This is a genomic window from Streptomyces spiroverticillatus (genome assembly GCA_014650415.1).
In the GTDB taxonomy this organism is placed as follows: domain Bacteria; phylum Actinomycetota; class Actinomycetes; order Streptomycetales; family Streptomycetaceae; genus Streptomyces; species Streptomyces spiroverticillatus.
This window is the reverse complement of sequence record BMUX01000013.1, coordinates 218078-242827: the sequence shown is the minus strand read 5'-3', so window position 1 is coordinate 242827 and position 24750 is coordinate 218078. Positions and strand designations below refer to the sequence as shown.

Annotated in this window: 25 protein-coding genes and 1 pseudogene; 15 read left to right on the top strand and 11 right to left on the bottom strand. The window is 72.0% G+C overall.

Features of this window, described 5'->3' with window-relative positions; genetic code table 11:
* Window positions 1-6: 6 nt before the first annotated feature.
* Window positions 7-1129: pseudogene (locus IE269_RS30260) on the bottom strand (LLM class flavin-dependent oxidoreductase).
* Between the two features lie 52 nt (window positions 1130-1181).
* Here IE269_RS30260 and IE269_RS30255 point away from each other — a divergent pair.
* The 3 genes from IE269_RS30255 (at window position 1182) to IE269_RS30250 (ending at window position 2847) form a co-directional block, all read left to right on the top strand.
* Entirely contained in the window at window positions 1182-1826 is a 645-nt protein-coding gene (locus tag IE269_RS30255; RefSeq protein WP_189826379.1) for a PadR family transcriptional regulator, read from the top strand.
* A 124-nt stretch (window positions 1827-1950) separates the two neighbouring features.
* Window positions 1951-2076, top strand: coding sequence for a hypothetical protein (locus IE269_RS43360; protein WP_268253633.1), 126 nt, complete (start codon window positions 1951-1953; stop codon window positions 2074-2076).
* A gap of 87 nt (window positions 2077-2163) precedes the next feature.
* Window positions 2164-2847, top strand: coding sequence for a glycerophosphodiester phosphodiesterase (locus tag IE269_RS30250; protein WP_189826378.1), 684 nt, complete (start codon window positions 2164-2166; stop codon window positions 2845-2847).
* Between the two features lie 24 nt (window positions 2848-2871).
* On the opposite strand, the gene IE269_RS30245 is transcribed toward IE269_RS30250, so the two are convergent.
* A complete protein-coding gene (locus IE269_RS30245; RefSeq protein ID WP_189826377.1) occupies window positions 2872-3420 on the bottom strand; it encodes a GNAT family N-acetyltransferase in 549 nt (182 codons plus the stop codon).
* A 167-nt stretch (window positions 3421-3587) separates the two neighbouring features.
* Here IE269_RS30245 and IE269_RS30240 point away from each other — a divergent pair, with 167 nt between their 5' ends.
* From IE269_RS30240 to IE269_RS30220, 5 genes are all read left to right on the top strand, one after another.
* Window positions 3588-4166 carry a DUF5134 domain-containing protein gene (locus IE269_RS30240; RefSeq protein WP_189826376.1) on the top strand — a complete coding sequence of 193 codons (579 nt, stop codon included), beginning with the start codon at window positions 3588-3590 and terminating at the stop codon, window positions 4164-4166.
* 160 nt (window positions 4167-4326) lie between these two features.
* Window positions 4327-5259, top strand: coding sequence for a M56 family metallopeptidase (locus IE269_RS30235; RefSeq protein ID WP_189826375.1), 933 nt, complete (start codon window positions 4327-4329; stop codon window positions 5257-5259).
* Window positions 5260-5362: 103 nt separating this feature from the next.
* Window positions 5363-6028, top strand: coding sequence for a phosphatase PAP2 family protein (locus tag IE269_RS30230; protein ID WP_189826374.1), 666 nt, complete (start codon window positions 5363-5365; stop codon window positions 6026-6028).
* Between the two features lie 14 nt (window positions 6029-6042).
* Window positions 6043-6735: an HAD family hydrolase gene (locus IE269_RS30225; protein WP_189826415.1), complete on the top strand. Its 693-nt coding sequence runs from the start codon at window positions 6043-6045 to the stop codon at window positions 6733-6735.
* Between the two features lie 147 nt (window positions 6736-6882).
* Entirely contained in the window at window positions 6883-7515 is a 633-nt protein-coding gene (locus tag IE269_RS30220) for a TetR/AcrR family transcriptional regulator (protein WP_189826373.1), read from the top strand.
* A gap of 11 nt (window positions 7516-7526) precedes the next feature.
* Here IE269_RS30220 and IE269_RS30215 read toward each other — a convergent pair whose 3' ends face one another.
* Window positions 7527-9008, bottom strand: a complete 1482-nt coding sequence (locus tag IE269_RS30215) for an LVIVD repeat-containing protein (protein WP_189826414.1) — start codon at window positions 9006-9008, stop codon at window positions 7527-7529.
* Between the two features lie 185 nt (window positions 9009-9193).
* On the opposite strand from IE269_RS30215, the gene IE269_RS30210 reads away from it, so the two are divergent.
* Window positions 9194-9871 carry a DUF305 domain-containing protein gene (locus IE269_RS30210; protein ID WP_229898367.1) on the top strand — a complete coding sequence of 226 codons (678 nt, stop codon included), beginning with the start codon at window positions 9194-9196 and terminating at the stop codon, window positions 9869-9871.
* A 46-nt stretch (window positions 9872-9917) separates the two neighbouring features.
* On the opposite strand, the gene IE269_RS30205 is transcribed toward IE269_RS30210, so the two are convergent.
* Entirely contained in the window at window positions 9918-10541 is a 624-nt protein-coding gene (locus IE269_RS30205; protein ID WP_229898366.1) for a DUF6214 family protein, read from the bottom strand.
* A 232-nt stretch (window positions 10542-10773) separates the two neighbouring features.
* Between IE269_RS30205 and IE269_RS30200 the strand changes: the two genes are divergently transcribed.
* Window positions 10774-12123, top strand: a complete 1350-nt coding sequence (locus tag IE269_RS30200; RefSeq protein WP_189826371.1) for an FAD-dependent oxidoreductase — start codon at window positions 10774-10776, stop codon at window positions 12121-12123.
* A 40-nt stretch (window positions 12124-12163) separates the two neighbouring features.
* On the opposite strand, the gene IE269_RS30195 is transcribed toward IE269_RS30200, so the two are convergent.
* Window positions 12164-12553 carry an ArsR/SmtB family transcription factor gene (locus tag IE269_RS30195; protein ID WP_189826370.1) on the bottom strand — a complete coding sequence of 130 codons (390 nt, stop codon included), beginning with the start codon at window positions 12551-12553 and terminating at the stop codon, window positions 12164-12166.
* Window positions 12554-12631: 78 nt separating this feature from the next.
* Here IE269_RS30195 and IE269_RS30190 point away from each other — a divergent pair, with 78 nt between their 5' ends.
* Window positions 12632-13726, top strand: coding sequence for an NADH:flavin oxidoreductase/NADH oxidase (locus IE269_RS30190; protein WP_189826369.1), 1095 nt, complete (start codon window positions 12632-12634; stop codon window positions 13724-13726).
* Window positions 13727-13732: 6 nt separating this feature from the next.
* Here the strand turns inward: IE269_RS30190 and IE269_RS30185 are convergent, their stop codons facing one another.
* The 3 genes from IE269_RS30185 to IE269_RS30175 are packed head-to-tail and all read right to left on the bottom strand — an operon-like array spanning window position 13733 to window position 17409.
* The gene (locus tag IE269_RS30185) at window positions 13733-15634 is read right to left on the bottom strand and encodes a neutral/alkaline non-lysosomal ceramidase N-terminal domain-containing protein (RefSeq protein WP_189826368.1); all 1902 of its coding nucleotides are present in this window, start codon (window positions 15632-15634) and stop codon (window positions 13733-13735) included.
* Entirely contained in the window at window positions 15631-16572 is a 942-nt protein-coding gene (locus IE269_RS30180; protein ID WP_229898364.1) for a bile acid:sodium symporter family protein, read from the bottom strand. Before IE269_RS30180 ends, IE269_RS30185 begins: the two co-directional genes overlap by 4 nt.
* A gap of 24 nt (window positions 16573-16596) precedes the next feature.
* Window positions 16597-17409 (bottom strand): class II aldolase/adducin family protein, encoded by an 813-nt coding sequence (locus IE269_RS30175; protein ID WP_189826367.1) that lies wholly within the window; start codon window positions 17407-17409, stop codon window positions 16597-16599.
* 216 nt (window positions 17410-17625) lie between these two features.
* On the opposite strand from IE269_RS30175, the gene IE269_RS30170 reads away from it, so the two are divergent.
* From IE269_RS30170 to IE269_RS30155, 4 genes are all read left to right on the top strand, one after another.
* Window positions 17626-18717, top strand: coding sequence for a WD40/YVTN/BNR-like repeat-containing protein (locus IE269_RS30170; protein ID WP_189826366.1), 1092 nt, complete (start codon window positions 17626-17628; stop codon window positions 18715-18717).
* A gap of 67 nt (window positions 18718-18784) precedes the next feature.
* Window positions 18785-19462 carry a uracil-DNA glycosylase gene (locus IE269_RS30165; RefSeq protein ID WP_189826365.1) on the top strand — a complete coding sequence of 226 codons (678 nt, stop codon included), beginning with the start codon at window positions 18785-18787 and terminating at the stop codon, window positions 19460-19462.
* On the top strand, window positions 19447-20490 hold the full coding sequence (locus tag IE269_RS30160) for an N-acetylglucosamine kinase (protein ID WP_189826411.1): 1044 nt from the start codon (window positions 19447-19449) through the stop codon (window positions 20488-20490). The genes IE269_RS30165 and IE269_RS30160 overlap by 16 nt, the downstream gene beginning before the upstream one ends.
* Before the next feature lie 105 nt (window positions 20491-20595).
* Window positions 20596-21525: a sirohydrochlorin chelatase gene (locus IE269_RS30155; RefSeq protein WP_189826364.1), complete on the top strand. Its 930-nt coding sequence runs from the start codon at window positions 20596-20598 to the stop codon at window positions 21523-21525.
* Between the two features lie 85 nt (window positions 21526-21610).
* Here the strand turns inward: IE269_RS30155 and IE269_RS30150 are convergent, their stop codons facing one another.
* The 3 genes from IE269_RS30150 to IE269_RS43355 form a co-directional block, all read right to left on the bottom strand.
* Complete coding sequence (locus IE269_RS30150) at window positions 21611-22672, bottom strand: lactonase family protein (protein WP_189826363.1); 1062 nt, start codon at window positions 22670-22672, stop codon at window positions 21611-21613.
* A gap of 76 nt (window positions 22673-22748) precedes the next feature.
* The gene (locus IE269_RS30145; RefSeq protein ID WP_268253634.1) at window positions 22749-23849 is read right to left on the bottom strand and encodes a nitric oxide synthase oxygenase; all 1101 of its coding nucleotides are present in this window, start codon (window positions 23847-23849) and stop codon (window positions 22749-22751) included.
* Window positions 23850-24643: 794 nt separating this feature from the next.
* Window positions 24644-24739 carry an SHOCT domain-containing protein gene (locus IE269_RS43355; RefSeq protein WP_229898363.1) on the bottom strand — a complete coding sequence of 32 codons (96 nt, stop codon included), beginning with the start codon at window positions 24737-24739 and terminating at the stop codon, window positions 24644-24646.
* Window positions 24740-24750: the final 11 nt, after the last annotated feature.

The window sequence follows — 24750 nt, the reverse complement described above, 5'->3', positions numbered from 1 at the left end:
TCCCCCTCACGCCGTGCGGAAGTGCGGGATGACCTTCTCGCCCCACTGCCGCAGGGTCTCCAGGCACGCTTCCTGGGGCACCGTGCCCATCTGGATCAGGCACATGATCTCGTCGGCGCCCGCGTCCCTGAGTCGTTCCACGTACGCGATGGCGTCGTCGGCGGTGCCGTAGGCGTGGTCGGCGTGGAAGGTGGCGGTGGCGGTGGGGCGCACCGGGATCTGCTGCTCGTGCAGGCGGGCGACGACCTGTTCGGCCGCACGGCGCATGTCGGCGGCCTCGTCGGCGCCCTCCACGACGGCTTCGTCGGGGACGCCCGCGCCGCCGTACCAGTGGCCGATGGACTGTGCGAAGAAGCGCTGTCCGCGCACCCCGATGCGCCGCGCCTGTTCGCCGTCGTCCAGGACGATCGTCGGGCAGAGCACGGAGAAGTGGTCGTTGACGACGGCGGAGACGAAGCGGGCGTCGGTGCGGGCGGCGCGCGCGGTGTCGTACGCGGTGCGCATTTCGGCGATCGACTCGGGTCCGGCGAATCCCATCACCAGTGCGCCGACGCCGAGTTCGGCGGCCCGGGTGAGGGTTTCGGTGCGGCTGCACGCGAGGAAGAGCGGCGGGTGCGGCAGCTGCTGCGGGCGGGGCAGGATCGGGTGCGGGTCGATGTCGATCAGTTCGCCGTGGTACTCCAGCTCGTCGCTCTGCCACGCCTTGCCGATGATCCGCAGCGCCTCCTCGACCTCCTGGGTCGTACGGTCCGGGTCGACGCCGCACAGGGAGGTCTCCTGTTTGGTGCCGCCGCGCCCGGCGCCGAGGTCGAGGCGGCCGCCGGAGAGCAGGTCCAGCATGGCGGCGCGTTCGGCGACCCGCGCGGGGTGGTTGAAGGCGAACGGCATGCAGACGACGCCGTGCCCGATGCGGATGGTCGAGGTCTTCGCGGCGACCCAGGTGAGGAAGATCTCCGGGGCGCTCATGTGCGCGTACCACTTGAGGGAGTGGTGCTCGACGGCCCAGATCCGGTCGAAGCCCATCCGTTCGGCGAGGACGGCCTGTTCGACGCTGTCGCGGATGACCTGGTGCTCGCGCTCGGGGGGTGGGATCGGTGAGCTGCGCCTCGAAGATGACGGAGAATTTCACGGCCCCTCCAGGGGGTTGTCTTCCGTGCTCGGTCCTTACTTCAATTCGTCATATGACTAGTCGTCAGGTCCCGAAGAAGCAAGACGCACGACATGACGCCCTCCCCCAACTCCCGCCCACCGCCTGGGCGGTGCTCGGCCTGCTGTCCTTCCCCGGTGAGCGCACCGGCTACGAGCTGAAGAAGTGGGCGGACTCCTCGCTGCGCTTCTTCTACTGGTCGCCGGCGCTCAGCCAGATCTACGCGGAGCTGCGCCGGCTGGAGACGCTGGGTTACGTCACCTCCACGCGCTCAGGGCCGGAGGAGCCGCGCACCAAACGGTGTTACGCCATCACCGGCGCCGGACGCAGGGCGCTCACCGCGTGGGCGGACGGAGAGGAGGACGCGGGGCCGCCGGTGCTGAAGCATCCGCTGGTGCTGCGCGTCTGGCTGGGCCACCTCGCGGATCCGGTGCGCCTGGCGGAGCGGGTGGCGGCCCATGTGGTGCGCACACAGGCCGCGTTGGACGACGTACGACAGGCGCTGGAGCGCGCACAGGGCGTGACGGATTGGGCGCATCCGCAGGTGGCGCTGCGCTGGGCGGAGCGCCAGCACCTCGCGGAACTGGAGCTGGCGCACGCCATGCTGGCGGACCTGGACCGGCTGCCGCCACCGGAGGCGGAGAGTCAACTCCCGTACGGCGCGCCCACGGACGGGTGACCGAGCGCGGACCGGGCCACACACCGGGGTAGGACGGACGCACCCTGTCCTCGTCGCCGGCCGCACGCTCCGTGCCGGTCGCGCACGTAGGTCACTCCCCCTCCCTGTAACTGGAGCCGTCCCCATGAGCATGCGCGCCATCCTTCTCGCCGCCGTCGTCACCGGCATCCTGCTGGGCATCGCGAACGCCCCTGCGGAAGACTCCAGTTCCTCGCGCCAGGCGGGTTCCGTTGCGGAGGCGGGCCGCTAATCTCGCTGTGGGCTCTGCGTCGCGTGCCGCCGGTTGTGTGGTGCGTGCCGGGAGCTGTGTGCCGCCGTCGACGGAAGCGAGATCGCCTTGTCTTTCCTCACCATCGGTCATCGCGGAGTCATGGGTGTCGAGCCGGAGAACACCCTCAGCTCCTTCCTGCACGCCCAGCACGCGGGCATGGACGTCATCGAACTCGACCTGCACCTGAGCAAGGACGGCGCACTCGTCGTCATGCACGACGCCGACGTCGACCGCACCACGGACGGCCACGGCCCGATCTCCGCCATGTCGCTCGCCGAACTGCGCACCCTGGACGCGGGAAACGGCGAACGCGTGCCCCTCTTCGAAGAGGTGCTGGACGCCGTCACCGCGCCGATCCAGGCGGAGATCAAGGACGTGGCCGTCGCGCGGGCGCTCGCCGAGGTCTTGAACCGGCGCGACCTGGTGCGGCGCGTCGAGGTGCTGTCGTTCCACGACGAGGCGCTGACGCAGGTCTCGGCGCTGGTGCCCGGGGTGCGCACGGCGCTGGTCGCCGAGTTCTACGGGCCCGAGGTGGTGGACCGTGCGGTGGCGGCCGGGGCCTCGGCCGTGGTGCTCGATCTGCAACGGCTCACCCTGGAGACCGTGCGCCGGGCGCATGCGCAGAAGCTGCGGGTGGTCGGCTGGGTGGTGAACACCCCGGAGGAGCTGCGCCTCGCCCATGCGCTGGAGCTGGACGGGGTGACCACGGACTTCCCCGAGATCCGCAGGACCGGCCGCTTCATGGCGTGACGGCCGGTCCGGCTCCCCGGTCGCTCAGAGGTCCTTGACCAGGAGCTCGAAGGCGAGGTCGGCGCGCTGCGGGATGCCGAAGCGCTCGTCGCCGTACGGGAAGGGCGTCATCTTTCCCGTACGGCGGTAGCCGCGGCGCTCGTACCAGGCGATCAGGTCGGTCCGTACGTTGATCACGGTCATGTGCATCTCGGTGGCGCCCCAGGTCTCGCGCACCAAGCGCTCCGCCTCCGCGATGATGATCTTGCCGAGGCCGCCGCCCTGGTGGCCGGGGCGGACCGCGAACATCCCGAAGTAGGCGGCCTCTCCCCGGTGTTCGAGCTGGCAGCAGGCGACCAGTTCGCCGTCGCGCTCCACCGCGAGCAGCCGGCTGCCGGGGGCGGTGATGACGGCGAGGACACCCGCGGGGTCGGTGCGCTGCCCTTCGAGGAGGTCGGCCTCCGTGGTCCAGCCGGTACGGCTGCTGTCGCCGCGGTACGCGGACTCGATGAGCGCGACGAGCGCGTCCGCGTCGCTCTCGACGGAGTCGCGGAAGACGAGTTCCCCGGGGGCCGGGCGCGAAGTGGTGTCCATGGTGGGTGAGCCCCTGTTCCTTCAGTACGGCGGCGGATCCGTCCGACCCTAACGCGCCCGCGCGCTCCCCCTGTGTGCCGTTGCGCGTGCGTGCGCACCGGCCGTTGCGGGCATCGACTCCTCGACCTGTCGACATGTCGTGGTGGACCCGAGCGGGGAGGTACGCCGTGCACGGACCGGCGATGTCGGGCTGGCTGCTGGTGGCGCTCTGCGGGGTGACGAGTGCGTACTGCCTGCTGCGGATGCGCAGCGGGCCCAGACAGGAGCGCCCGGTGGCCCGCGGCGAGGCGCTGATGGGCCTCGGGATGGCCGTGATGGCGGTGCCCGCCGCCGTCTTCGCGCCGCCGCAGTGGAGCGGTGCGGTGTACGTCGTGGTGTTCGGGGCGGCGGCGCTGCGGGCGCTGTGGTGGGTGCGCGGCGGGGTGCGGGGCGGCCTGTTGGGTTCGCACCACCTGCACCATCTGGTCGGTTCCGTCGCGATGGTCTACATGGCGGTGGCCATGGCCGCTCCCGGCGCCGGCGGGCACGGGGCGCACGGGGCGCAGGCGGGCGGGGTGCCGCTGCTGACCGGGGTGCTGCTGGCGTACTACGCGGTGTACGTGCTGCGGGTGGGGGCGCGGCTGATCCCGGTGCCGGTGGTGGCGACGTCGGGCGGGACGGTGTCCTGGGGGGCGCGGCCGGAACTGGCGCTGGCCTGCCGGTTGTCGATGGCGCTGGGCATGCTGACGATGCTGCTGACGCTGTGAGGGGTGCGCGGTGCCGCCGTACGGGCCGCGCCCGGCGAGCGCCCGGGGACGGTCGCCCTGGGACGAGTCACCCGGGGACGGTCTCCCGGGGATGAGTCGTACGTCACTTGCTCACCTCGCCCGTACCCGGGGGTAGTGCCGCCCTCATAGGCTGAGCCCCATGATGGTCTCCCTGTCGCTGCTGCTGCTCGGCCTGCTGACCGCCGTGCTGGCCCCGCGCCTGCTCGCGGGCGCCGAATGGCGGGACAGGGAACCCGTGGTCGCGCTGTGGATGTGGCAGTGCGTGGTGGGTGCGGTGCTGCTGTGCTTCGCGCTCGCGATGACGTTCAGCGCGGCTGCGGCCTGGCACTCGGTGCGCGGGCACGTTTTCGCATCCGCACCGCGCGGGGTGGTCGAGGCGTACGCGCTGGCTGCGTACGGTCCGTGGTCGGCGGTCCTCGCGGTGGTGCTGGCGGGCTGCGGCGTGTGGACCGGCGCGATGCTGGTCCGCGAGATCCACCGGGCGCGGGTGCGGCGCAGGCAGCACCGGGCGGAGCTGCTGGTCCGCGCCCCGGCGCTGCCCGGTGAGGAGCCCGGCGGGCGGCTGGTCGTCCTGGAGGGCGAGCGTCCCGACGTGCGGTGGCTGCCCGGCGCCCGGCCGCGGCTGGTCATCACCACGGCCGCCCTGCGGCGCCTGGAGGGCCGTCAGCTGGACGCGGTGGTGGCGCACGAGCAGGGGCACGCCCGGGCCCGGCACGACTGGCTGCTGCACTGCTCCTCGGCGCTGGCGACCGGCTTCCCGCAGGTTCCGGTGTTCGCGGCCTTCCGCGACGAGATGCACCGGCTGGTGGAGCTGGCCGCCGACGACATGGCGTCGCGCCGCTTCGGCCGCCTGACCACCGCGCTGGCGCTGGTGGAACTCAACGAGGACCGGGGTGTGTTCGGCCCCGCCTCGGCGCCGGACGCGGCGCTTCCGCAGCGGGTGAACCGGCTGCTGGCCCCGGTGCCCCGGCTGACCCCGGCGCAGCGGCTGCGGCTGACGGCGACGTCGGCGCTGGTGCCGGTGGTGCCGCTGGTGGTGGCGTTCGTACCGGGGCTGCGGGCGTTGGGGTAGAGGTTCCGCCGGGGAGGCGGCGGGCGGTGCGGGATCGGCATCGGGCGCGAGAATCGGCGTGCTGGTGGGGCGTGATCGGGCGCGGGTCGGCAAGGATCACCCCATGTCCTCCCCCGTCTCCGCTCCGCCCTCCCGTTCTCCGGTACTCCTCGCGGGCGCTCTGCTGACCGCCGTGTTCGTCGTGCTGCTCGTCCTGGTGGCCGTCTCGTGGGGGCCGTTGGTCTCCCTGGACACCACCGTCGCGGACGGTCTGCACCGCTGGGCGGTCGACGATCCCGCGACGACCCGGGCCATGCGGGTGCTGTCCGACTGGGTGTGGGACCCGTGGGCGATGCGGGCGGTGGTCGCGGTGGTCTTCTGCTGGCTCCTGGTGCGCGGGGAGCGCACGCTCGCGCTGGGGATCGCGGTCACCAGTGCGGTGGGCGCGCTGGTGCAGCAGGTGCTCAAGGCCGCTGTCGGTCGCGAGCGTCCGCAGTGGCCCGATCCGGTCGATTCCGCTCAGTACGCTGCGTTCCCTTCCGGTCATGCGATGACAGCGACGGTCACTTTCGGTCTGCTGCTGTGGCTGCTGACCCGGTTCACGGCCTCGCGGGCGGCTCTGGCGACACTGCTGGTGCTCGCGTTGGTGTCGGTGCTGGGCGTCGGATTCACCCGCCTCTACCTGGGGGTGCACTGGTTCTCCGACGTGCTCGGCGGCTGGGTGCTCGGGGTGGTGGTCGTTCTGGCCGCGATCAGTTCGTACGCGTACCGGGAAGCGCGCCGGGGATGATCCCCGGCATGACGATCAAAGCCGTGCTCTTCGACTTCTCCGGCACTCTCCTGCGCATCGAGTCGACCCGCTCCTGGGTGGACGCGGTGCTGAGCGGTGCGGCCGCCCCGTACTCCGAGGAGGACCTGCGCCGGTACGCGGACCTGCTGGAGCGGGCGGGTGCGTTGCCCGGCGGCCGCGACCCCGAGTCCGTCCCGCCCGCGCTCGCCGCCCTGTGGGAGACCCGGGACGAGAGCGCGGAGCTGCACCGTGCCGCGTACACCGGTCTGTCCCGGCAGGTGGAGCTGCCCGACGACGCCCTCCACGACGCCTTGTACGCCCGCCACATGCTGCCGGGGGCCTGGCAGCCGTACCCCGACACCGCCGAGGTGCTGGGCGCGCTGCGGGCGCGCGGGATTCCGGTGGCGGTGGTGAGCAACATCGGCTGGGACCTGCGCCCGGTGTTCCGGGCCCACGGTCTGGACCGGTTCGTGGACGCGTATGTGCTCTCGTACGAGTACGGGGTCCAGAAGCCCGACCCCCGGCTGTTCCGGGTGGCGTGCGAGGCGCTGGGACAGGAGCCGGCGGACACGCTCATGGTGGGCGACAGCCGGCACGCGGACGGCGGGGCGGCCGCCCTGGGCTGCACGGTGCACTTCGTGGACCATCTGCCGGTCGCCGGGCGTCCGGACGGCCTGCGGCCCGTACTGGATCTGCTGGAGCGCTGAAGCAGCCCCCGGACATGGCGCTGCCCGCCTCGGACGATCCCCCGCGTCGCCCGAGGCGGGCAGCAGTGCCGTGCCCACCCGGCGAGGGGTGCGCACGAACCGCGATGAGTATATTGGCTCGGAGCCAGTCAACGCAGGAGTTACAGGATGTCCCCGCGCAGCGCATCGGTCAACGAGGAATTGCGCAGGCGTTCCCGCGAGCGGATTCTGCGGGCGACGGTGGAGCTGGTGGGCGAGCGCGGGTACGAGGCCACCACCCTCGGTGACATCGCCGACCGGGCCGGATCGGCGCGCGGCCTGGTGTCGTACTACTTCCCCGGCAAGCGGCAGCTGCTCCAGTCCGCGGTGCACCGGCTGATGCACCTCACCATCCGCGCCGCCGTCGAACGCGAACCGGAGCCGCAGGACGGGCGGGAGGTCCTGGCGCGCGCGGTGGACGCCGTACTGGCGCTGGCGCTGGAGCACCCGGTGCTGATGCGCACGCACATGGCGGGCATCCTCCAGGCCGAGGGCTTCGTGCAGTGCCCCGAGCAGCAGCAGCTGGCGGAGGTGCTGCGGGGCGCGATGATCCGCTACGGGACGGTCGATCCGGACACGGAGTACCCGTTGCTGCGGGCGCTGTTGATGGGCACGGTGTTCGCCCTGCTGCTGCCCGGTGCGCCGATGCCGCTGGGGCGGCTGCGTGCGGAGCTGTTCCAGCGGTACGGGCTGGACTGGGAGCTGGGTGTGCCGCCGGACGGGGGTCCGCCCGGCGGCACGACGACCGGAACTACCGCGTGATCACGGGATGATCAGAGGTAGTCGGGCTGCGTCTGCACGTTCAGCTCGCGCTGGCGGAACCACTTCGCCGGGTCGGTCCGACGGTCGTTGATCTTCAGGACGTCGAAGCCCTTGGCGATGTCGTTGGAGAAGACGTAGCCGTTGTAGTAGTACGCCGACCAGGAACCGCCGGTGGAGATGGTGGTCGTGGACAGCGGGCCGCGCTCGAAGTAGCCGATCTCCTTCGGCTTCGAGGAGTCGGTGAAGTCCCAGAAGGAGACACCGCCCTGGTACCAGGCCTGGACCATGATGTCGCGGCCGGGAACGGGGATCAGCGAGCCGTTGTGGGCGACGCAGTTCTCGGTGTCGGCCTGGTGGCGCGGGATCTTGAAGTAGCTCTTGAAGACGAGCTTGCGCTTGTCGCCGTGGCCCTTGATCTCGTAGATGCCGTTGGCACCGCGCTTGGGACCGATCTCCGCGTTGCAGGTGGCGCCGGAGCCGCCGCCGAGCTCGTCGGTGAAGACGACCTTGTTGGCGCGCTCGTTGAAGGTCGCCGAGTGCCAGAACGCGAAGTTGGTGTTGTCCTGGACGCGGTCGATGACCTTGGGCTTCTCCGGGTCCTTGATGGAGAAGAGGATGCCGTCGCCCATGCAGGCGCCGGCGGCCAGGTCCTTCGAGGGAAGCACCGTGATGTCGTGGCAGCCGGTGGTCTCGGACAGGTTCGGGTTCTCCGTGCCGCCGCCAGGGTTGCCGCCGTCGGGGAAGAGCACCGGGAAGTCGACGACCGCGGCCTTCTGGGGCGCCTTGCGGGGCACCTTGATGACCGAGATGCCGTCGTGCGGCGGCTGGCAGTCCGGGTAGGTGGCGCGCGGCGAGTACGAGGAGACGTACACGTAGATGTTCTTGCGCTCGGGCACCAGGGTGTGGGTGTGCGAACCGCAGGCGGTCTCGACGGCGGCGACGTACTTCGGGTTGCGGATGTCGCTGATGTCGAAGATCTTCATGCCCTCCCAGGAGGACTTCTCCGTCGCGGGCTGCGTGGTGCTGGTGCAGGAGTTGTCGCTGCGCGAGGAGTCCGTGGAGAGGAAGAGCAGGTTCCCGGAGACGGAGATGTCGTTCTGCGATCCGGGACACAGGACCTGGGTGACGGTCTTCGGCTGCTTCGGGTTGCTGATGTCGAAGATGCGGAAGCCGTCGTAGTTGCCGGCGAAGGCGTACTTGCCCTGGAAGGCGAGGTCCGTGTTGAGGCCCTTGAGGGCGTCCTTGGGGATGTTCGCCAGGTGCTCGACGTTCTTGCTGTGGACGATCTCGTCCACGCCGGGTATCTCGCCGCCCTGGATGGCCTTGCGGGCCTCCTCCTGCTGCGAGGTGGTGACACCCTGCCGCTTGGCGGGGGTGTCGCCGGGCTCGGGGGTCGCGGCGGCGGGGCCCGCCGTGAGGAGCGTCGCGAGCAGACCGGCCGCGGCTGCTGCCACGCCGAGGCGTCTGCGTCTCTTGACGCGGGGGTTGGTCAACGATGCCACTGCGTACTCCCTTGTTTCGGTTCGCAGTTGAATGGTTGAGGGACCTCGGAAGTATCTGTCTTCTCATGTACATCTCAACAGATGGCAACGGAGATGTAATGAAGTTTTCTGATCACCCGTGTGCGAAACCGTGCTACACCGGTCACCAACTGCCCCGTTCCCAACAGGAGGTTGCTGTGCACCCCCGTCAAATCGGCGGACATCGACGCAAGTTGGCCGTGACGGCCCTGCTCGCCGCTGCCGCTCTGCTCGCTCTGTCCGGCTGCGACGGGGCGCGGGAGAGCGACGCGAAGGCAAAGCCGCAGAGCGCCGGATCGGTGGTCGCCCCGGGGAAGCCGGGCGAGCCCGCACGCACCCTGAGCGCGGACGAGGCCCGCAAGGAGGCCCCCGTCGACAAGCCCAACTCGGCGGACTTCACCTACACGGAGATGATGGTCGTCCACCACGGGCAGGCCCTGGTGATGACGGATCTCGCCCCCTCGCGCGCCTCCTCGGAGGGCGTCAAGCAGCTCGCGCTGCGCATCGCGGCGGCCCAGAAGCCGGAGATTGAGGCGATGAAGGGCTGGGAGACCCGCAACGGCGCGGCCAAGCGGCCCAGGACGCCGCACGACCACGCGTCCATGGCGGGCATGGCGACCCCCCAGCAGCTCGCCGAGCTGAAGGCGGCCAAGGGCGAGGCCTTCGACAAGCTGTTCCTGAAGCTGATGATCACGCACCACAAGGGGGCGCTGACCATGGCCGGTGACGTCCTGTCCGACGGAAACGACGTGACGATCGAGGAGATGGCGACCGACCTGGTCGCCCAGCAGACGACCGAGATCAACCGGATGGCGCGGATGCTCAAGACCGCCTAGCGGTCTTGCGAGGCAGTGACCCCGCGCGACAGAGGTTCCGGTGTCGTCAGCGCCTGTTGTGGCGCGGGGCCAGATATCCCTCGTCGCGTGCGCTCGCGATGACCTTGAGGGACTTGCGGCGGCTGCGTCCGGTCGCGTACATCACCGCGAGGACCGGATCCCGCCCCTCCTCCTGCGCCGCCCGATACGCCTCGGCCGCAATCCTGCGCCCGGCGCTGCCGCGCGGCCAGGAGGGACGGGCACGGCGCTTGCCCGGGGGCTCCTCGTCGAACTCCGGGCCGTCGCCGAAGTATCCGCGGGGGCCGGAAAGACCGCCCCGGTGCTGCTCGGCGACGACCCGGCAGGCGTCCTCCAGGGGACCCTCGATCCAGTCGGCGAGCACGGCGAAACCGTCCAGCGACAGGGGCGGGTCGGCCCGCATGTCCTCGATGGCGATCCGGCCCTCCGAGACCACGGCCAGTACGTCGATGCGGGCGCCGTCGGCGAAGGTCAGCCGGATGTTGAACCACGGCGGGAGCTGGTCACGGCGTGCTCCGCCGTCACCCCAGGAGGTGGGGGCGGTCGGACCGGTGACGGTGCCGTGGCCTTGCAGTTCCCAGACGGGCCATACCGAAACTGCTCCATTAGGCTCATATCGGCTAGATGCTGAGTAATAGGTCGTTTCCGGCATTTCGGAAACGTAACTCCGTGCGGCTCAACGCCCGGGGCGGCGCGCACGGATGGCGGGCACAAGGCACCCCGTTAGCGCAGTACGTCCGGTGGCCGCGGCACGGCGGCCTCGCACCCTTGCGCACGGCGGCCTCGCTTCCTCGCGCACGGCGGCCTCGCACCCCGTGCACGCCCCTGCCGCTCTCGCCCGTGCGGTGCGATGCTGGAGCGACCCTGCGGGAGGGAGCTTCGCCGTGTTGCGCGTCGCAGTCGTCGGGTCGGGCCCCAGTGGTCTCTACACCGCCCAGGCCCTCGTCCAGCAGACCGCCGTGCCGGACGTCCGGGTGCACGTACTGGACCGGCTGCCGTGCCCGTACGGGCTGGTGCGGTACGGGGTCGCACCCGACCACGAGAAGATCAAGTCCCTCCAGGGGACGCTGCGCACGGTGCTGGAGCACGAGCGGATCGCCTTCGTCGGCAACGTGGAGGCGGGCACGCCGGAACTGCCCGCGCAACGGCTGCGGGAGCTGTACCACGCGGTGGTGTACTGCGTCGGCGCGGCCGCCGACCGCAGGCTCGGCATACCCGGCGAGGACCTTCCCGGCAGCTACTCGGCCACCGAGTTCGTCTCCTGGTACAGCGCCCACCCGGACGCCGATCCGGGCGGCTTCGCGCTCGGGGTGTGCTCCGCCGTGGTGATCGGCGTCGGGAACGTGGCGGTGGACGTGGCGCGGATACTGGCGCGCGGCGCCGGGGAGTTGCTGCCCACGGACGTGCCGCAGGGGGCGCTGGACCTGCTCGGGGGCTCCGCCGTGCGCGAGGTGCACATGGTGGGCCGGCGCGGCCCCTCGCAGGCGCGGTTCACCACCAAGGAGCTGCGGGAGCTGGGCGGCCTGCCGGACGCGTCGGTGTCGGTGGAGCCGCCGGAGCTGGAGCTGGACCCCGCGTACGGCGACCCGTCGGGGCTGCCCGGTGCGCTGCGCCGCAACGTGGAGGTGCTGCGCGGCTGGGCGCTGACGCCGCCCCCGGTGCGTGCCCGGGCACTGCGGCTGCGCTTCTACCTGCGGCCGGTGGAGCTGCTGGAGGAGGCGGGCCGGGTGGCGGCCGTACGGTTCGAGCGGACCGTGCCGGACGGGTCGGGCTCCGTGCGCGGGACGGGAGCGTACGAGGACATAGAGGCGCAGTTGGTACTGCGCTCGGTGGGCTACCGGGGGGTCCCGCTGCCGGGGCTGCCGTTCGACGAGCGGGGCGGGACGGTGCCGCACGCGGGCGGGCGGGTGCTGCGGGAGGGGATGCCGTCGGCCGGGGAGTACGTGGCCGGGTGGATCAAGCGGGGCCCGACGGGCGTGATCGGGACGAACCGGCCGTGCGCCAAGGAGACGGCGGCCTCGCTGCTGGCCGACGCCGACGCGCTGGCCCGCCGCACGGTGCCGGCCGACCCCCTGGACGTCCTGCGCACGTCGGGCCTGCGGCCGGTGGAGTGGCCAGGCTGGCTGGCGATCGAGGCGGCGGAGGCGTCGCTCGGGGCGTCCCTGGGGCGGCGCTCGGTGAAGATCCACGACTGGGCGGGGCTGCTGGGGGCGGCGGGCACGGTCGACGCCTGAAGCCCCGCGTTCAGTCGCGTGCGGCCTGTGCCTCCGCCGTTCAGTCGCGTGCGGCCTGTGCCTCCGCCGCCGCGAGGACGGCTTCGAGCAGCCCGGGGAACAGCTCCTCCAGGTCGTCGCTGCGCAGGGCGCTCTTCTTCGCGGTGCCCCGGTAGACCTGCACGATGACGCCGCTCTCGCGCAGGACGCGGAAGTGGTGCGTGGTCGTCGACTTGGAGACCGGCAGCTCGAAGGCGGAGCAGGCCAGTTCGTCGTCCGTGCGGGCGAGGTCGCGGACGATCAGCAGCCGCATCGGGTCGGAGAGCGCGTGCAGCACGTTTTCGAGCCGGATCTCCGCGCGGTCGGGGTGCGCGAGTTCACGGCTGGTGTGCGCTGCTGCGGTGGCCACGGTGGTCTCCCTCGGGGCTGCTTCGTCGACGGACACCCTCATTGTACGAGACCTCTCGTAGTTTGACAGGTGCCGTACTACGATGGGTATCGTACAAACAGCAACAGGCCCTTCCCTGATATGGAGTTCGCCGTGAGCAGCAGCCTTTTCCAGCCCTTCACCCTGCGCGACGTGACCGTGCCCAACCGGATCTGGATGGCCCCGATGTGCCAGTACAGCGCCGAGGTGTTCGGCCCGAACGCAGGCGTGGCGCACGACTGGCACTTCGCCCACTACGCGGCGCGCGCCACCGGCGGCACGGGCCTGATCCTGGTGGAGGCGACCGCGGTCTCGCCAGAGGGGCGCATCAGCCCGGCGGACCTGGGCCTGTGGAACGACACCCAGAAGGACGCCTTCCGGCGGATCACCGACTTCCTCAAGGCGCACGGCACCGTGCCCGGCATCCAGCTCGCCCATGCGGGCCGCAAGGCCTCCACCGACCGGCCATGGCGCGGCGGCGGCCCGGTGGGTGCCGAGACGGAGGGCTGGCAGCCGGTGGGGCCGAGCCCGGTGCCGTTCAAGGACGGCCACCCGGTGCCCACCGAGCTGACGGTCGAGCAGATCCGTCAGATCGTCGGCCAGTTCGCCGACGCGGCCAAGCGCGCCCTGGAGGCGGGATTCCAGGTCGCCGAGGTGCACGGCGCACACGGTTATCTGATCGGTGAGTTCCTCTCCCCGCACTCCAACAAGCGCACGGACGAGTACGGAGGATCGTTCAACAATCGCGTCCGGTTCGCGCTCGAAGTCGTGGATGCCGTACGCGAGGTGTGGCCCGAGAACCTGCCGCTGTTCTTCCGCATCTCGGCGACCGACTGGCTGGAGGAGGGCGGCTGGGACGGCGACGACACCGTGCGGTTCGCGAGGCTCCTCCAGGAGCACGGCGTGGACCTGCTGGACGTCTCCACCGGAGGCAACGCGCCGGGGGCCCGCATTCCCACGGGCCCCGGTTACCAGGTGCCGTTCGCGGCCCGGGTGAAGGCGGAGACCACCCTGCCGGTGGCGGCCGTGGGCCTGATCACCGACCCGGTGCAGGCCGACAAGGTCCTCGCCAACGGGGAGGCCGACGCCGTCCTCCTGGGCCGGGAACTCCTGCGCGACCCGTCCTGGGCCCGCCGCGCGGCCCGCGAGCTGGACGGCGAGGTGGCGACTCCGGACCAGTACGGCTGGGCAATCTGAGCACCGTCAGGGCATGGTGAACGCTTGCGTCACTCCGCTGAAGCCAGCGCCTGCCGCAGTGTTCCCCCGGTACCGGAGCCGGTAGACGCCCGGCGGCGTGTTCTCGGGGGCGGTCCAGGTCACCGTCGCGGTGGACGTGGTGCGGCCGGTGCGGGCCCAGCGGAAGGTGGTGCACCAGTCGCCGTCGTCGGCGACACGGTTCCAGGCGCCGTCGCTGGTGCGGTGTTCGACGGCGAGGTACGTGTCGCCCCTGCGCAGGTCGTTGGCGGGGTGCGCCGCCACGAAGGTGGCGGTCGCCCGGTCGCCGATGCGGGCGAAGGAGAGCACGTCGCCGAACGCGTGCCCCGGGTGCGGCTGTTCCGCTGCGGCGGTACGTCGTCGGGGCCGGGCCGGCGGGAGGGGTTCGGGGGTGCCGCGGTGGACCGGGCGCCCGTCGCGCAGGGCGGTGGCGAGGACGGCCGCCGTCTGGCAGAGCGCGGGCAACTGCCAGCGGCCGAAGAGGGTGCTGCCGCCCTCGTACTCCTGGGCGTCGTACTCCTCCGGCGTCGTCACGTAGTGGAAGTAGCCGTTGCTGTAGCTCGCGACGAGGACGTCGTCGAGGTGCGCGCCGACGATTCCGGCGACCGTGCGGCGCAGGCGCAGCCCGGCCACGATGGTGACCTCGCCGGGGATGCCGATGAGGTACAGGCGTCCGATGCGCAGGAGTTGGACGGGTACGCGTTCCTGGACCATCGGGCGGAGCCTGTTGAGCGGGCCCGCGGGCAGGACGAGCGCCTTGGGTGCGTGGGCGTCGCGCAGGGCGGGCGAGAGGGTGTACACGACGCGCCGCGAGAGGGTGTCCCAGACGGGGTTGCGGCCCTCGCGGAAGCCCGCGAAGCCCTTTCCGTCGGCCCAGGCCCCGGCGAGGGCGGCGGCGCCGCCCACGGGGGCGCCGGTGCGGTGTGCGCGGCCGTCGCCCGTGTACTCCGGGCCCACTTCGGTGCGGGAGAGGTCGATGTGGGTGAGGCGGTGGTCGAGGGGACCGGTGAGCGGGGAAGCCTCCTTGATCAGTGCGGTGGCGGATTCCTGCTGGCGGGTGCCGGTGATGCGGGTGTTGTCGTACTCGTTCTCGGTGGGGCCGCTGCCGGGGCGCAGATTGAGGTTGGGCGACATGTCGCCGGCGTTGGTCTGCGCGAAGGCGGTGACCAACGCGGGTGTTTCCGGTGCGAGGTAGTCCGTGCCGCCGTCGAGCCGTTCCCACTTGTAGGCGGCGTAACCCTTGTTGTCGCTGCTGATCAGGGTGTTGGTGTTGGTCATGCTGGTGTTGTGCACGGGGAACCAGTGGACGGCGCCCACGGCTTCGCCGTCGCGGGCGATGTGCAGCAGTGTGGTGTGCGGGTCGACGGCGTGGGGGAAGTGGGCGCGGTCGTGCTCCGGGTTGCGGTCGAAGGCGCGGCGGGAGCGGTTGGCGCTGGTGTCGTGGAGTTCGCCGTGGGCCAGGGAGAGTTCGGCCGGGGCGAGGTCGTCGAGGGCCGCGAGGGCGGCCTCGGTGATGCCGTCGACGATCGCCGTGTACGTCTTGGGCCGGAAGCCCGCGGTGTTGCTGTTGTAGAGCGCGTGGTGGAAGTAGCCGCCGGGGCCGCAGTGGGTGTGCGTGGCGGTGAGCATGACGTTGGACTCGGTCCACTCGGGCGGCAGCCTGCGCACGACCTCCTGGACGATCCCGCCGGACATCAGCGGGAGTTCGCACACCACCAGCAGGACGCGCCTGTCGCCGGCGCCGGTGCCCTCGGCGAAGGCGAAGGCCCGCGCGCGCAGGCGCGTGTGGAGGCCCGTGGTCTGCTGTCCGGCCTTCCCGTAGCCGAGCATGCCGCACTCGGCGGCCTCCCCGGTGATGTCGGAGATGCCTCGGCCGGCCAGGTGGGTCATGGATGCTCGCTCTCGGGAAGTGCCTTGTTCTGCACGGGGGTTGCTTCCCCCGCTTCGTCGCGTACGGGTACCGCTCCCCCGGTGCCGGAGGTGTGCGCCGCCCTGCGCAGGAGGAGACCGGCGACGGCGGCGGCGAAGAACATCAATACCCCGTACGTGGCACCGGGGACTGCCATTTCGGTGTTGTGGAGGATGCCCATGGCGATGGTGATGGCCAGGGTGGTGTTGTGCAGGCCGATCTCCATGCAGGAGGCGATGGCCTGGCCGCGCTCCACCTTGCACAGGCGTGGCACCCAGTAGCCGACGGCGAGACTGAGCACCAGCAGGGCGACGGCGACGGGTCCGGTGGAGCGCAGGTAGTCCAGGAGGTTCGCGCGCTCCTGGAGGGCGGCGCCCAGGATGATCGCCACCAGGATGACCACCGAGGCGATCTTCACCGGGCGGTCCATGCGGCGGGCGAAACGCGCGGCACGCGCGCGTACGTACATGCCGATCGCGACGGGGACCAGGACGATCGCGAACACCTGGAGCGTCTTGGCGAACTGGAGGCCCAGTTCGGTGCCCTCGCCGAGGAAGTGCTGCGCGGACAGGTTGAACACCAGCGGCAGGGTGACGACGGAGATCACCGAGTTGACGGCGGTGAGCGTGACGTTGAGGGCGACGTCACCGCCGTAGAGGTGGCTGAAGAGGTTGGCGGCGGTGCCGCCGGGCGAGGCGACGACCAGCATCATGCCCACCGCCAGGACCGGCGGCAGCCCGAAGGCGTTGACCAGGCCGAAGCAGACGGCGGGCAGCAGCACCACCTGGCAGCCGAGTGCGACGACGGTGGCCTTCGGTTGGGTGAGGACGCGGCGGAAGTCGGCGGGGGTGAGGCCGAGCCCGAGGCCCAGCATGATGATCGCGAGGGCGATCGGCAGAGTGACGGCGGCGAGGTCCACGGGGCGTCGGTCCGCGCTGCCGGATCAGTCGAACAGGTCGGGGTCGGAGGCGGTGATCTGGTCCAGCAGCGGCTGCGCCTGGAACCAGCCCGCGAAGGAACCGCCGAGCTGCCCCCGGGTGCGCAGGGCGGTCTCGCGGTCGATGTGCTTCGGAGTGCCCGCCGCCATCGCCAGGAGCTGCGCCTGGCAGGAACGTTCCATCGTGATGAACCACCAGACGGCCTCGGCGACCGTGCGGCCGACGGTGAGCAGGCCGTGGTTCTGGAGGATCACCGCCTTGTACGAGGCGAGGGCCTGCCCGATGCGCTTGCCCTCCTCGGCGTCGCTGACCACACCGGTGTAGTCGGTGTAGAGGCCGTGGTCCTCGAAGAAGGCGCAGGCGTCCTGGGTGATCGGGTCGAGCGGGACGCCGAGGCTGGAGAAGGCCTTGCCGTGCAGGGAGTGCGAGTGGGCGGCGGCGAGGGCGTCGGGACGGGCCTGGTGGACGGCGGCGTGGATGACGAACGCGGCGCGGTTGACCGGGCGGTTGCCGTGCAGGAGGTTGCCCTCGTGGTCGACCAGGATCAGGTCGGAGGCCTTGATCAGGGAGAAGGCCATGCCGAAGGGGTTCACCCAGAACCGGTCGGGGTGCTCGGGGTCGCGGACGGTGATGTGCCCCGCGACGCCCTCGGAGAAACCGAACTTCCCGAACAGCCGGAATCCGGCGGCGAGTTGCTCCTTGCGGTACCGCCGCTCCTCCTCGACGGTGTCGTGGACCGGGGGCGTGGGGAGCGACACTCCAGGCGGCAGGGGGCCCGCGGCTGCGGCGATGACCTGCTCCATGGTGGGGGACGTCATGGCGGGCTCTCCTCGTCGGTCGGGCCGTGCGGGCGTACCGACTGGATGGTTTCCAAGCGGGTCGGCGCTGTCAAGGAATTCGGCGCGAAACACCTTCCGGCGAAATCCCGGCATACCGCCCTGACCTGGGCGAACACCTGATCTCAGGGCCATTGTCAGTGGTGGGGTGCAGACTGGCCGATACCTGGAGACAACGACGTCTGGGAGGTGTCGGCCATGTCCGACGTACTGCTCGCGGTAGGCACACGCAAGGGACTCTTCCTCGGCCGCAGGCGCGGCGGCGGGGAGTGGGAGTTCGAAGGACCGCATTTCAACGCGCAGGCCGTGTATGCGGTGGGGATCGACCGCAGCGGGGACGCGCCCCGGCTGCTGGTCGGCGGGGACAGCGCGCACTGGGGGCCCTCGGTCTTCCATTCCGACGACCTCGGGAGGACGTGGACCGAGCCGGAGAAACCGGCGGTGAAGTTCCCCAAGGACACCGGGACTTCGCTGGAGCGGGTCTGGCAGCTGCACCCGGCGGGGCCCGCCGCGCCGGGCGTGGTCTACGCGGGCACGGAGCCCGCCGCGCTGTACCGGTCGACGGACCGGGGCGAGACCTTCGAGCTCGTACGACCACTGTGGGAGCATCCGACGCGCTCCCGGTGGGTGCCCGGCGGAGGCGGCGAGGCCGTGCACACGGTGGTGACGGACCCGCGCGACGCGGACCTGGTGACGGTGGCCGTGTCGACGGCCGGGGTGTTCCGGACCCGGGACGGCGGGGCGAGCTGGGCGCCGTCCAACAAGGGGGTGTCGGCGGTCTTCCTGCCGGACCCGAACCCCGAGTTCGGCCAGTGCGTGCACAAGGTCGCGCAGGACGCGGCGGATCCGGACCGGCTGTATCTCCAGAACCACTGGGGTGTGTTCCGCAGCGACGACGCCGGGGCCAACTGGTCGGACATCGGCGAGGGGTTGCCGTCCACGTTCGGCTTCGCGATGGCCGCGCACCCGCACCAGGGGGACACGGCGTACGTCTTCCCGATCACGGCCGACTCCGACCGGGTGCCGGCGGACCGCAAGTGCCGGGTCTACCGGACGCGGGACGCGGGCAAGAGCTGGGAGCCGCTGACGGCGGGCCTGCCGCAGGAGGAGCACTTCGGGACGGTGCTGCGCGACGCGCTGTGCACGGACGACAACGAGCCCGCCGCCGGGGTGTACTTCGGCAATCGCAACGGCGAGGTGTTCGCGAGCGACGACGACGGGGACAGTTGGCAACAGCTCGCCTCGCATCTGCCGGATGTGTTGTGCGTACGGGCGGCGGTGATCGCTTGAGGGATGGATTCGGAGAGATCGGGGAGCGGGAGCCCGTTGTCGGACTAGCCCAGTAGAGTGACGCTTCGTGGCAGCAAGATCATTGAAAGAGAGCGTCGAGCCCGGTTGGGCGGACGCGCTGGAGCCCGTGGCCGGACAGATCGCCGCGATGGGCGACTTCCTGCGCGCGGAGGTCGCCGCGGGACGTCGATACGTACCGGCGGGGCCGAACATCCTGCGGGCGTTTCAGCAGCCGTTCGACGAGGTGAAGGTCCTGATCGTGGGTCAGGACCCGTACCCGACACCGGGACACGCGGTGGGACTGAGCTTCTCGGTCGCGCCCGACGTCCGGCCGGTGCCGCCGAGCCTGGACAACATCTTCTGGGAGATGCACACCGACCTCGGGCATCCCCGCCCGTCCAACGGGGACCTCACCCCGTGGACGCAGCAGGGGGTGCTCCTGCTCAACAGGGCGCTCACCACCGCGCCCCGCAGGCCCAACGCCCACCAGGGCAAGGGCTGGGAGCAGGTCACCGAGCAGGCCATCACGGCGCTGGCGGCGCGCGGCAAGCCGCTGGTGGCGGTGTTGTGGGGCAGCAACGCCCGCAGCCTGAAGCGGCTGCTGGGCAGCGTGCCGGTGGTGGAGTCGGTGCACCCCTCGCCCCGGTCCGCGGACAACGGGTTCTTCGGCTCCCGGCCCTTCAGCCGGACCAATGAGCTGCTCACCCAGCAGGGGGCCGCTCCGATCGACTGGAAGCTGCCGTAGCGGGGGCCGCCGCGGACGCCGCCGACGAGTACGCGCTCGGGGTCGACTCGGGCGGCTCCGGCGTCCGCGTCGCCCTCACACCCGTGAAGACGGGCACGCCCGACGGGACGGTGACGTACGCGTCGCCGCCCGTGGTCTCGGACGTGCCCGTGCCCACCGGCCCCGCCGGGATCGACGCCGACGGCATGGCCGCGCAACTGGTGCCCGCCGCGCGGGAGTTGCTGGCGCGCACCGGCGGCGGGCAGCTCGCGGCGGTCTGCGTGGGTGCGGCCGGGATGGCGACGCTGGGTGACGACCTGCGGGCGCGACTGCCCGGGGTACTGGCCGAGGAGTTCGGGGTGCGGCGGGTGGCGCTGGCCGCCGACGCGGTCACCGCGTACGCGGGGGCGCTGGGGCAGCGGCCCGGGGCGGTCGTCGCCGCAGGCACCGGCCTGATCGGCGTGGGCACCGACCTCACCGTCTGGCGGCGGGCCGACGGCTGGGGGCATCTGCTGGGCGACTGCGGCGGCGGCGCGTGGATCGGCCGGGCCGGGCTGGAGGCGGCGATGCGTGCGCACGACGGGCGCGCGGGCGGTTCCGCCGCGCTGCTGCGGCGGCTGGAGGCGGTGTTCGGGTCGGCGGCCGAGCTGCCGGGGCTGCTGTATCCGCGCACCGACCGACCTGCGGTCCTCGCCGCCTTCGCCCCGGAGGTCGCCGCGTGCGCCGCCGAGGGCGACCCGGTGGCCGAGGGCGTGCTGCGGGACGCCGCCCGGCACATCGCGGAGTCGGCGGCGGCCGTGTGTCCGCCGCCCGGTGCCGGGGCGACGCCCGAGGTGGCGCTCACCGGTGGCCTGTTGAAACTGGGCGAGCCCCTTCTCGTACCGCTGCACGAAGAGTTCGTCCGCGCGCTGCCGCTCGCACGGCGGGTGGAGGCGCTGGGGAGTCCGCTCGACGGGGCGCTGGTGATCGCGGCCGCTCTCGCCACCGACAACCTGTCATTCCCGTACGATCCACGCATGTTGTGCGTATTCGGACATCAAACCCGTTGATTTCGCGCGCATTCGTCGTCATTCCCTGGATAAAACGGGACAGATACCTCTCGAATACACCCTCCCCGAACAGCCGCACCCGCAAAGCCAGTAGCATGCGGCGCCATGAGCTCCCCCACTGGGCCCGCTTCCGGCCTGCCTGTACGAATGCCGCGCCCCCGCCAGCCCGGACGACACCGTCGTCCGGAGCCCGTGGCGGCTCCCGAGGGCGCACCCGCACTTGTTCTCGCCGTTCCCGGCGAGCCGACCACCGCCACGCGCTGCCTGGCGGAAGAACTCCTGAGCATCGCGCGTTCCGAGCTGCCGGGCCTGGACGCCCGCATCGGTTACCTGGACGGCGACGACCAGGGCGACTACCCCGAGTACCCGACGCTGGACGCCGTGCTCGCGCACGCCGCGACCGAGCGCACCGCCCGCTACGAGCTGGCCCTGGCCGCCGGCCGCGAGGTGTCGGCCCCCGAGGGCCCGGTCGCCGTCGTGGTGCCGCTGCTGGCCGGGCCCGAGGCGTCCACGATGCGGCGGATACGGCAGGCTCTCGTGGACAGCCACGCCGCCGCCGAGCTGACCGACGTCCTCGGCCCGCACCCGCTGCTCGCCGAGGCGCTGCACGTGCGTCTGTCCGAGGCGGGCCTCTCGCGCGCCGACCGGGCGCGGCTGTTCACGGTCGCCACGGCGGCCGACGGCATCGTGCTGGCCACCGTCGGTGGCGAGGAGGCCGTGCAGGCCGCCGGGATCACCGGCATGCTGCTGGCCGCGCGCCTCGCGGTGCCGGTGATGGCGGCGGCGCTCGACGAGGAGGGCTCCATCGCCTCGATCGCCGAGCAGCTGCGCGGGTCGGGTTCCGCGAACCTGGCGCTCGCCCCGTACCTGATCGGCCCGGAGGTCGCCACCGACCTGCTGGAGACCGCCGCGAAGGAGGCGGGCTGCGCGTTCGCCGAGCCGCTCGGCGCGTACCCGGCGATCGGCAAGCTGGTGCTGTCGCAGTACGCGACGGCGCTGGGCCTCACGCCGCAGCAGGCGGCGCCGGTCCACTGACGGACGCAGACAGGCACAGCGAAAGGCCCGCACCTCATCGCCGAGGGTGCGGGCCTTTCGCGTGCTGAAAAGTGCGTCAGGGGCGTCAGCCGAAGACCACGCAGGACGCGGCCGGGGCCTCGATCGAGCCGCTGCGGCTCGGGACGCCCGACGCGGGGTCCACGTCGAACCAGGTCACGTCGCCGGAGCGCTCGTTGGCGGCGTACAGGCGGCTGCCCGTCGGGTCGAGCGCCAGGTCGCGCGGCCAGTGGCCGCCGCAGGGCACGGTGGTGCGCAGTACGGCCCCGGCGCCGCCGTCGGTCAGCTCCAGCACGGAGATGCTGTCGTGGCCCCGGTTGGCGACCCACAGGAAGCGTCCGTCGTGCGCGACAACACCCTCGGAGGCGTAGCTGCGCTCGGCGGTCTCCTCCGGCAGCAGAGGGGCCTCCGAGAGCGGCGTGAGGGTGCCTGTGGCTGCCTCCCAGCGGCAGACGGTGACCGTGGGGGTCAGCTCGTTCACGACGTACGCGTACGCGCCTGTGGGGTGGAAGGCGAGGTGGCGCGGTCCGGTGCCCGGGCGCAGCGCCGCCTCGGCGTGCACGGTGAGGGCGCCGGTGCCGGTGCCGAGCGCGCAGACCCGTACCGAGTCGGTGCCGAGGTCCACGCTGAGGACCCAGCGGCCGGACGGGTCCGGCAGCACCTGGTGGGCGTGCGGGCCCTGCTGGCGGTCCGTGTCGGGGCCGCTGCCGCGGTGGTGGAGGACGCCGGACGCCGCGTCGGGGGTGCCGTCGGTGCGCAGCGGCAGGACGGTGACGCTGCCGGAGCCGTAGTTGGCGGTGACGAGGTGACCGGCGGCGAGCGCGAGGTGGGTGGGCGAGCTGCCGCCGACCGGGACCGGCTCCCCCAGCGGGCGGGGCAGCGCGTCGGCGAGGTCGAACGCCGCCGCCGCGCCCTCCTCCGTCTCGCTCACCGCGTACAGCAGGCGTCCGTCGGCGGAGAGCGCCAGGTACGACGGGTCGGCGACGGCGTCGGTCGCGCCGAGCGCCGTGAGCGCGCCCGTCTTCGGGTCCACGGCGGCGGTCACGACGCCGCGCCCGCCCGCCGAGGTGAACGAGCCGATGAAGGCGCGCGCCTCCTGGGATTGAGACCCCGTTGCCCTGCTGCTCACCGTGCAGCCCCTTTCCGCGAGTTCGTGTGCGTGGGGCGACGGTAGCAGGGCGGTCTAGACCAACCGGTGCCGCTGTCTAGAGTCCGGCCTCGCCCCGTGCCCGGACGAGTGCGTCGTCGTGGTGCGTGAACAGCGGCGACAGTTCGGTGTTGTCGTACGTCCGGTGGAAGACGCCCGTCGCCGCGCTCGACATCGGCGGCACGATCCACGACCAGTCGGCACCGACCTGGCGGCCCTTGCCCTCCTCGCGGTCGAGGTGGGTGAGGAAACGTTCCGACTCGGTGTGGTGGTCGGTGATGGTGATGCCCGCGCGGTCGAAGGAGTGCAGGACGGCCCGGTTGAGCTCCACCAGGGCCCGGTCCTTCCACAGCGAGCGGTCGCTGGTGACGTCGAGCCCGAGGCGTTCGGCGAGCGGCGGCAGCAGGTTGTACCTGTCGGCGTCCGCGAGGTCGCGCGCACCGATCTCGGTGCCCATGTACCAGCCGTTGAAGGGGGCGCAGGGGTAGCAGATCCCGCCGATCTCCAGGCACATGTGGGAGATCGCGGGTACGGCGTGCCAGCGCAGCCCCCACTCCTGCGCCCAGGTGTCCTCGGGGTGCTGGAGCGGCACTTCGAGCACGGCGTCCTGGGGGAGCTCGTACCACTGCGGCTTGTCGTCGCTCCCCTGCACGATCAGGGGCAGTACGTCGAAGGGGGTGCCGGGTCCGCCGCGCCAGCCCAGCCGCATGGCGAGTTCGGTGAGGCCGGTGTTGCGCGGGTCGCCGACGATCTCGCCGGCGGCGGCGGTGTAGCCCGCGTACCGGATGAGCTGCTCGTTCCAGACCCGCGGTCCCGGGCGGGCGGGGGTGTCGGGGGCGAAGACGGTGATCAGGGGTCGTATCCGTCCCCCGTTGCCCGCTTCCCTCAGGTGCTCGACGCACTCCCTGGCGACGGTGTCGGCGTCGCTGATGTGGCGGCGGTCGCGGACGCGCAGGGAGTTCCAGTAGAGGCGGCCGATGCAGCGGTTGCTGTTGCGCCAGGCGACGCGGGCGCCGAAGGCGAGTTCGCCGGGGGTGTGCCGGTACGTTCCGGTGGCGTCGATCTCCGCGTGCACGGCGTCGAGGCGCGGCCCGGGGTCGCCGTGGGCGGGGGCCTCGCGGTGGTGCAGCCGCACGAAGTCGTCGGCGAGGCGGTGCAGGGTGTCGAGGTCGAGGGCGTAGGCCCGGTTCTCGGGCTGCGCGGCGGCACTCCGCTCCGGCACGGGCAGCAGTCCGCCGTGGGCGACGGGGCACTGGGCGGCCCCCGTGCGGGCGCCCTCGGAGAGGCTCCAGCCCCGGTCGTGGCGTTCGGGGGCGGGGGAAGCCGGTGCCGGGTGGGGCTCCGCCGGGGCGGGGCCCGGTGCACCGGGGAGCTTGGCCGCGTGGAGCGGGGTCACCGGGACCGGAACGCGGCGCTGAGCAGCGTACGGAGCGTCCAGGAGAAGCTGCGCGGGGACCGGACCGCGATTCTGCCGGGGGATTCCGGCAGCCGGGTCGGCGGCGCGTCCCGGGCCGGCGGCGGAACCGGACCCGTCCGGCGGGGTGGAACCGGACCCGTCCGCCGGGTCGGCGGCGAGTCCCGGACCGACGGCCGGGCGAGGGGCGAGTCCGGGCGCCGGTGGGGTCGTAGTGCGGGGCGGCCCGGGGGTGGTTTCGGGTGCTTCCCCGGTATCCATCGCTTCCACGGCGTGGTCCGCCGGTGTTCGGCCGGACATCCGGTCCACGGCTCGCTGAAGATCGTTGCGCATCCTGCTCGCATCCCCGGGCATCGACGATTCACGCCCGGCACATGCGATCTGTTCGCCTCTCCGGGCCGTTCCTCCCGCATGATGCCGCCGGGTTTACCCCCGCTGAGGGCGGATCATCCGGATACGCGTCGGACGACGGGGAGCGCGGGGAAGCGTTCAGGGGCGCGACGCGGATGGCGCGCGCCCCTGAAGGGGTGCAAGGGACTTCACGTGCCGAGCAGTTTGGCCTTCGCCGCGGCGAACTCCTCCGGCGTGATCAGCCCCTGCTGCGCAAGCCGGCCGAGCTGCGCCAACTGCCCCACGACGGACGTGT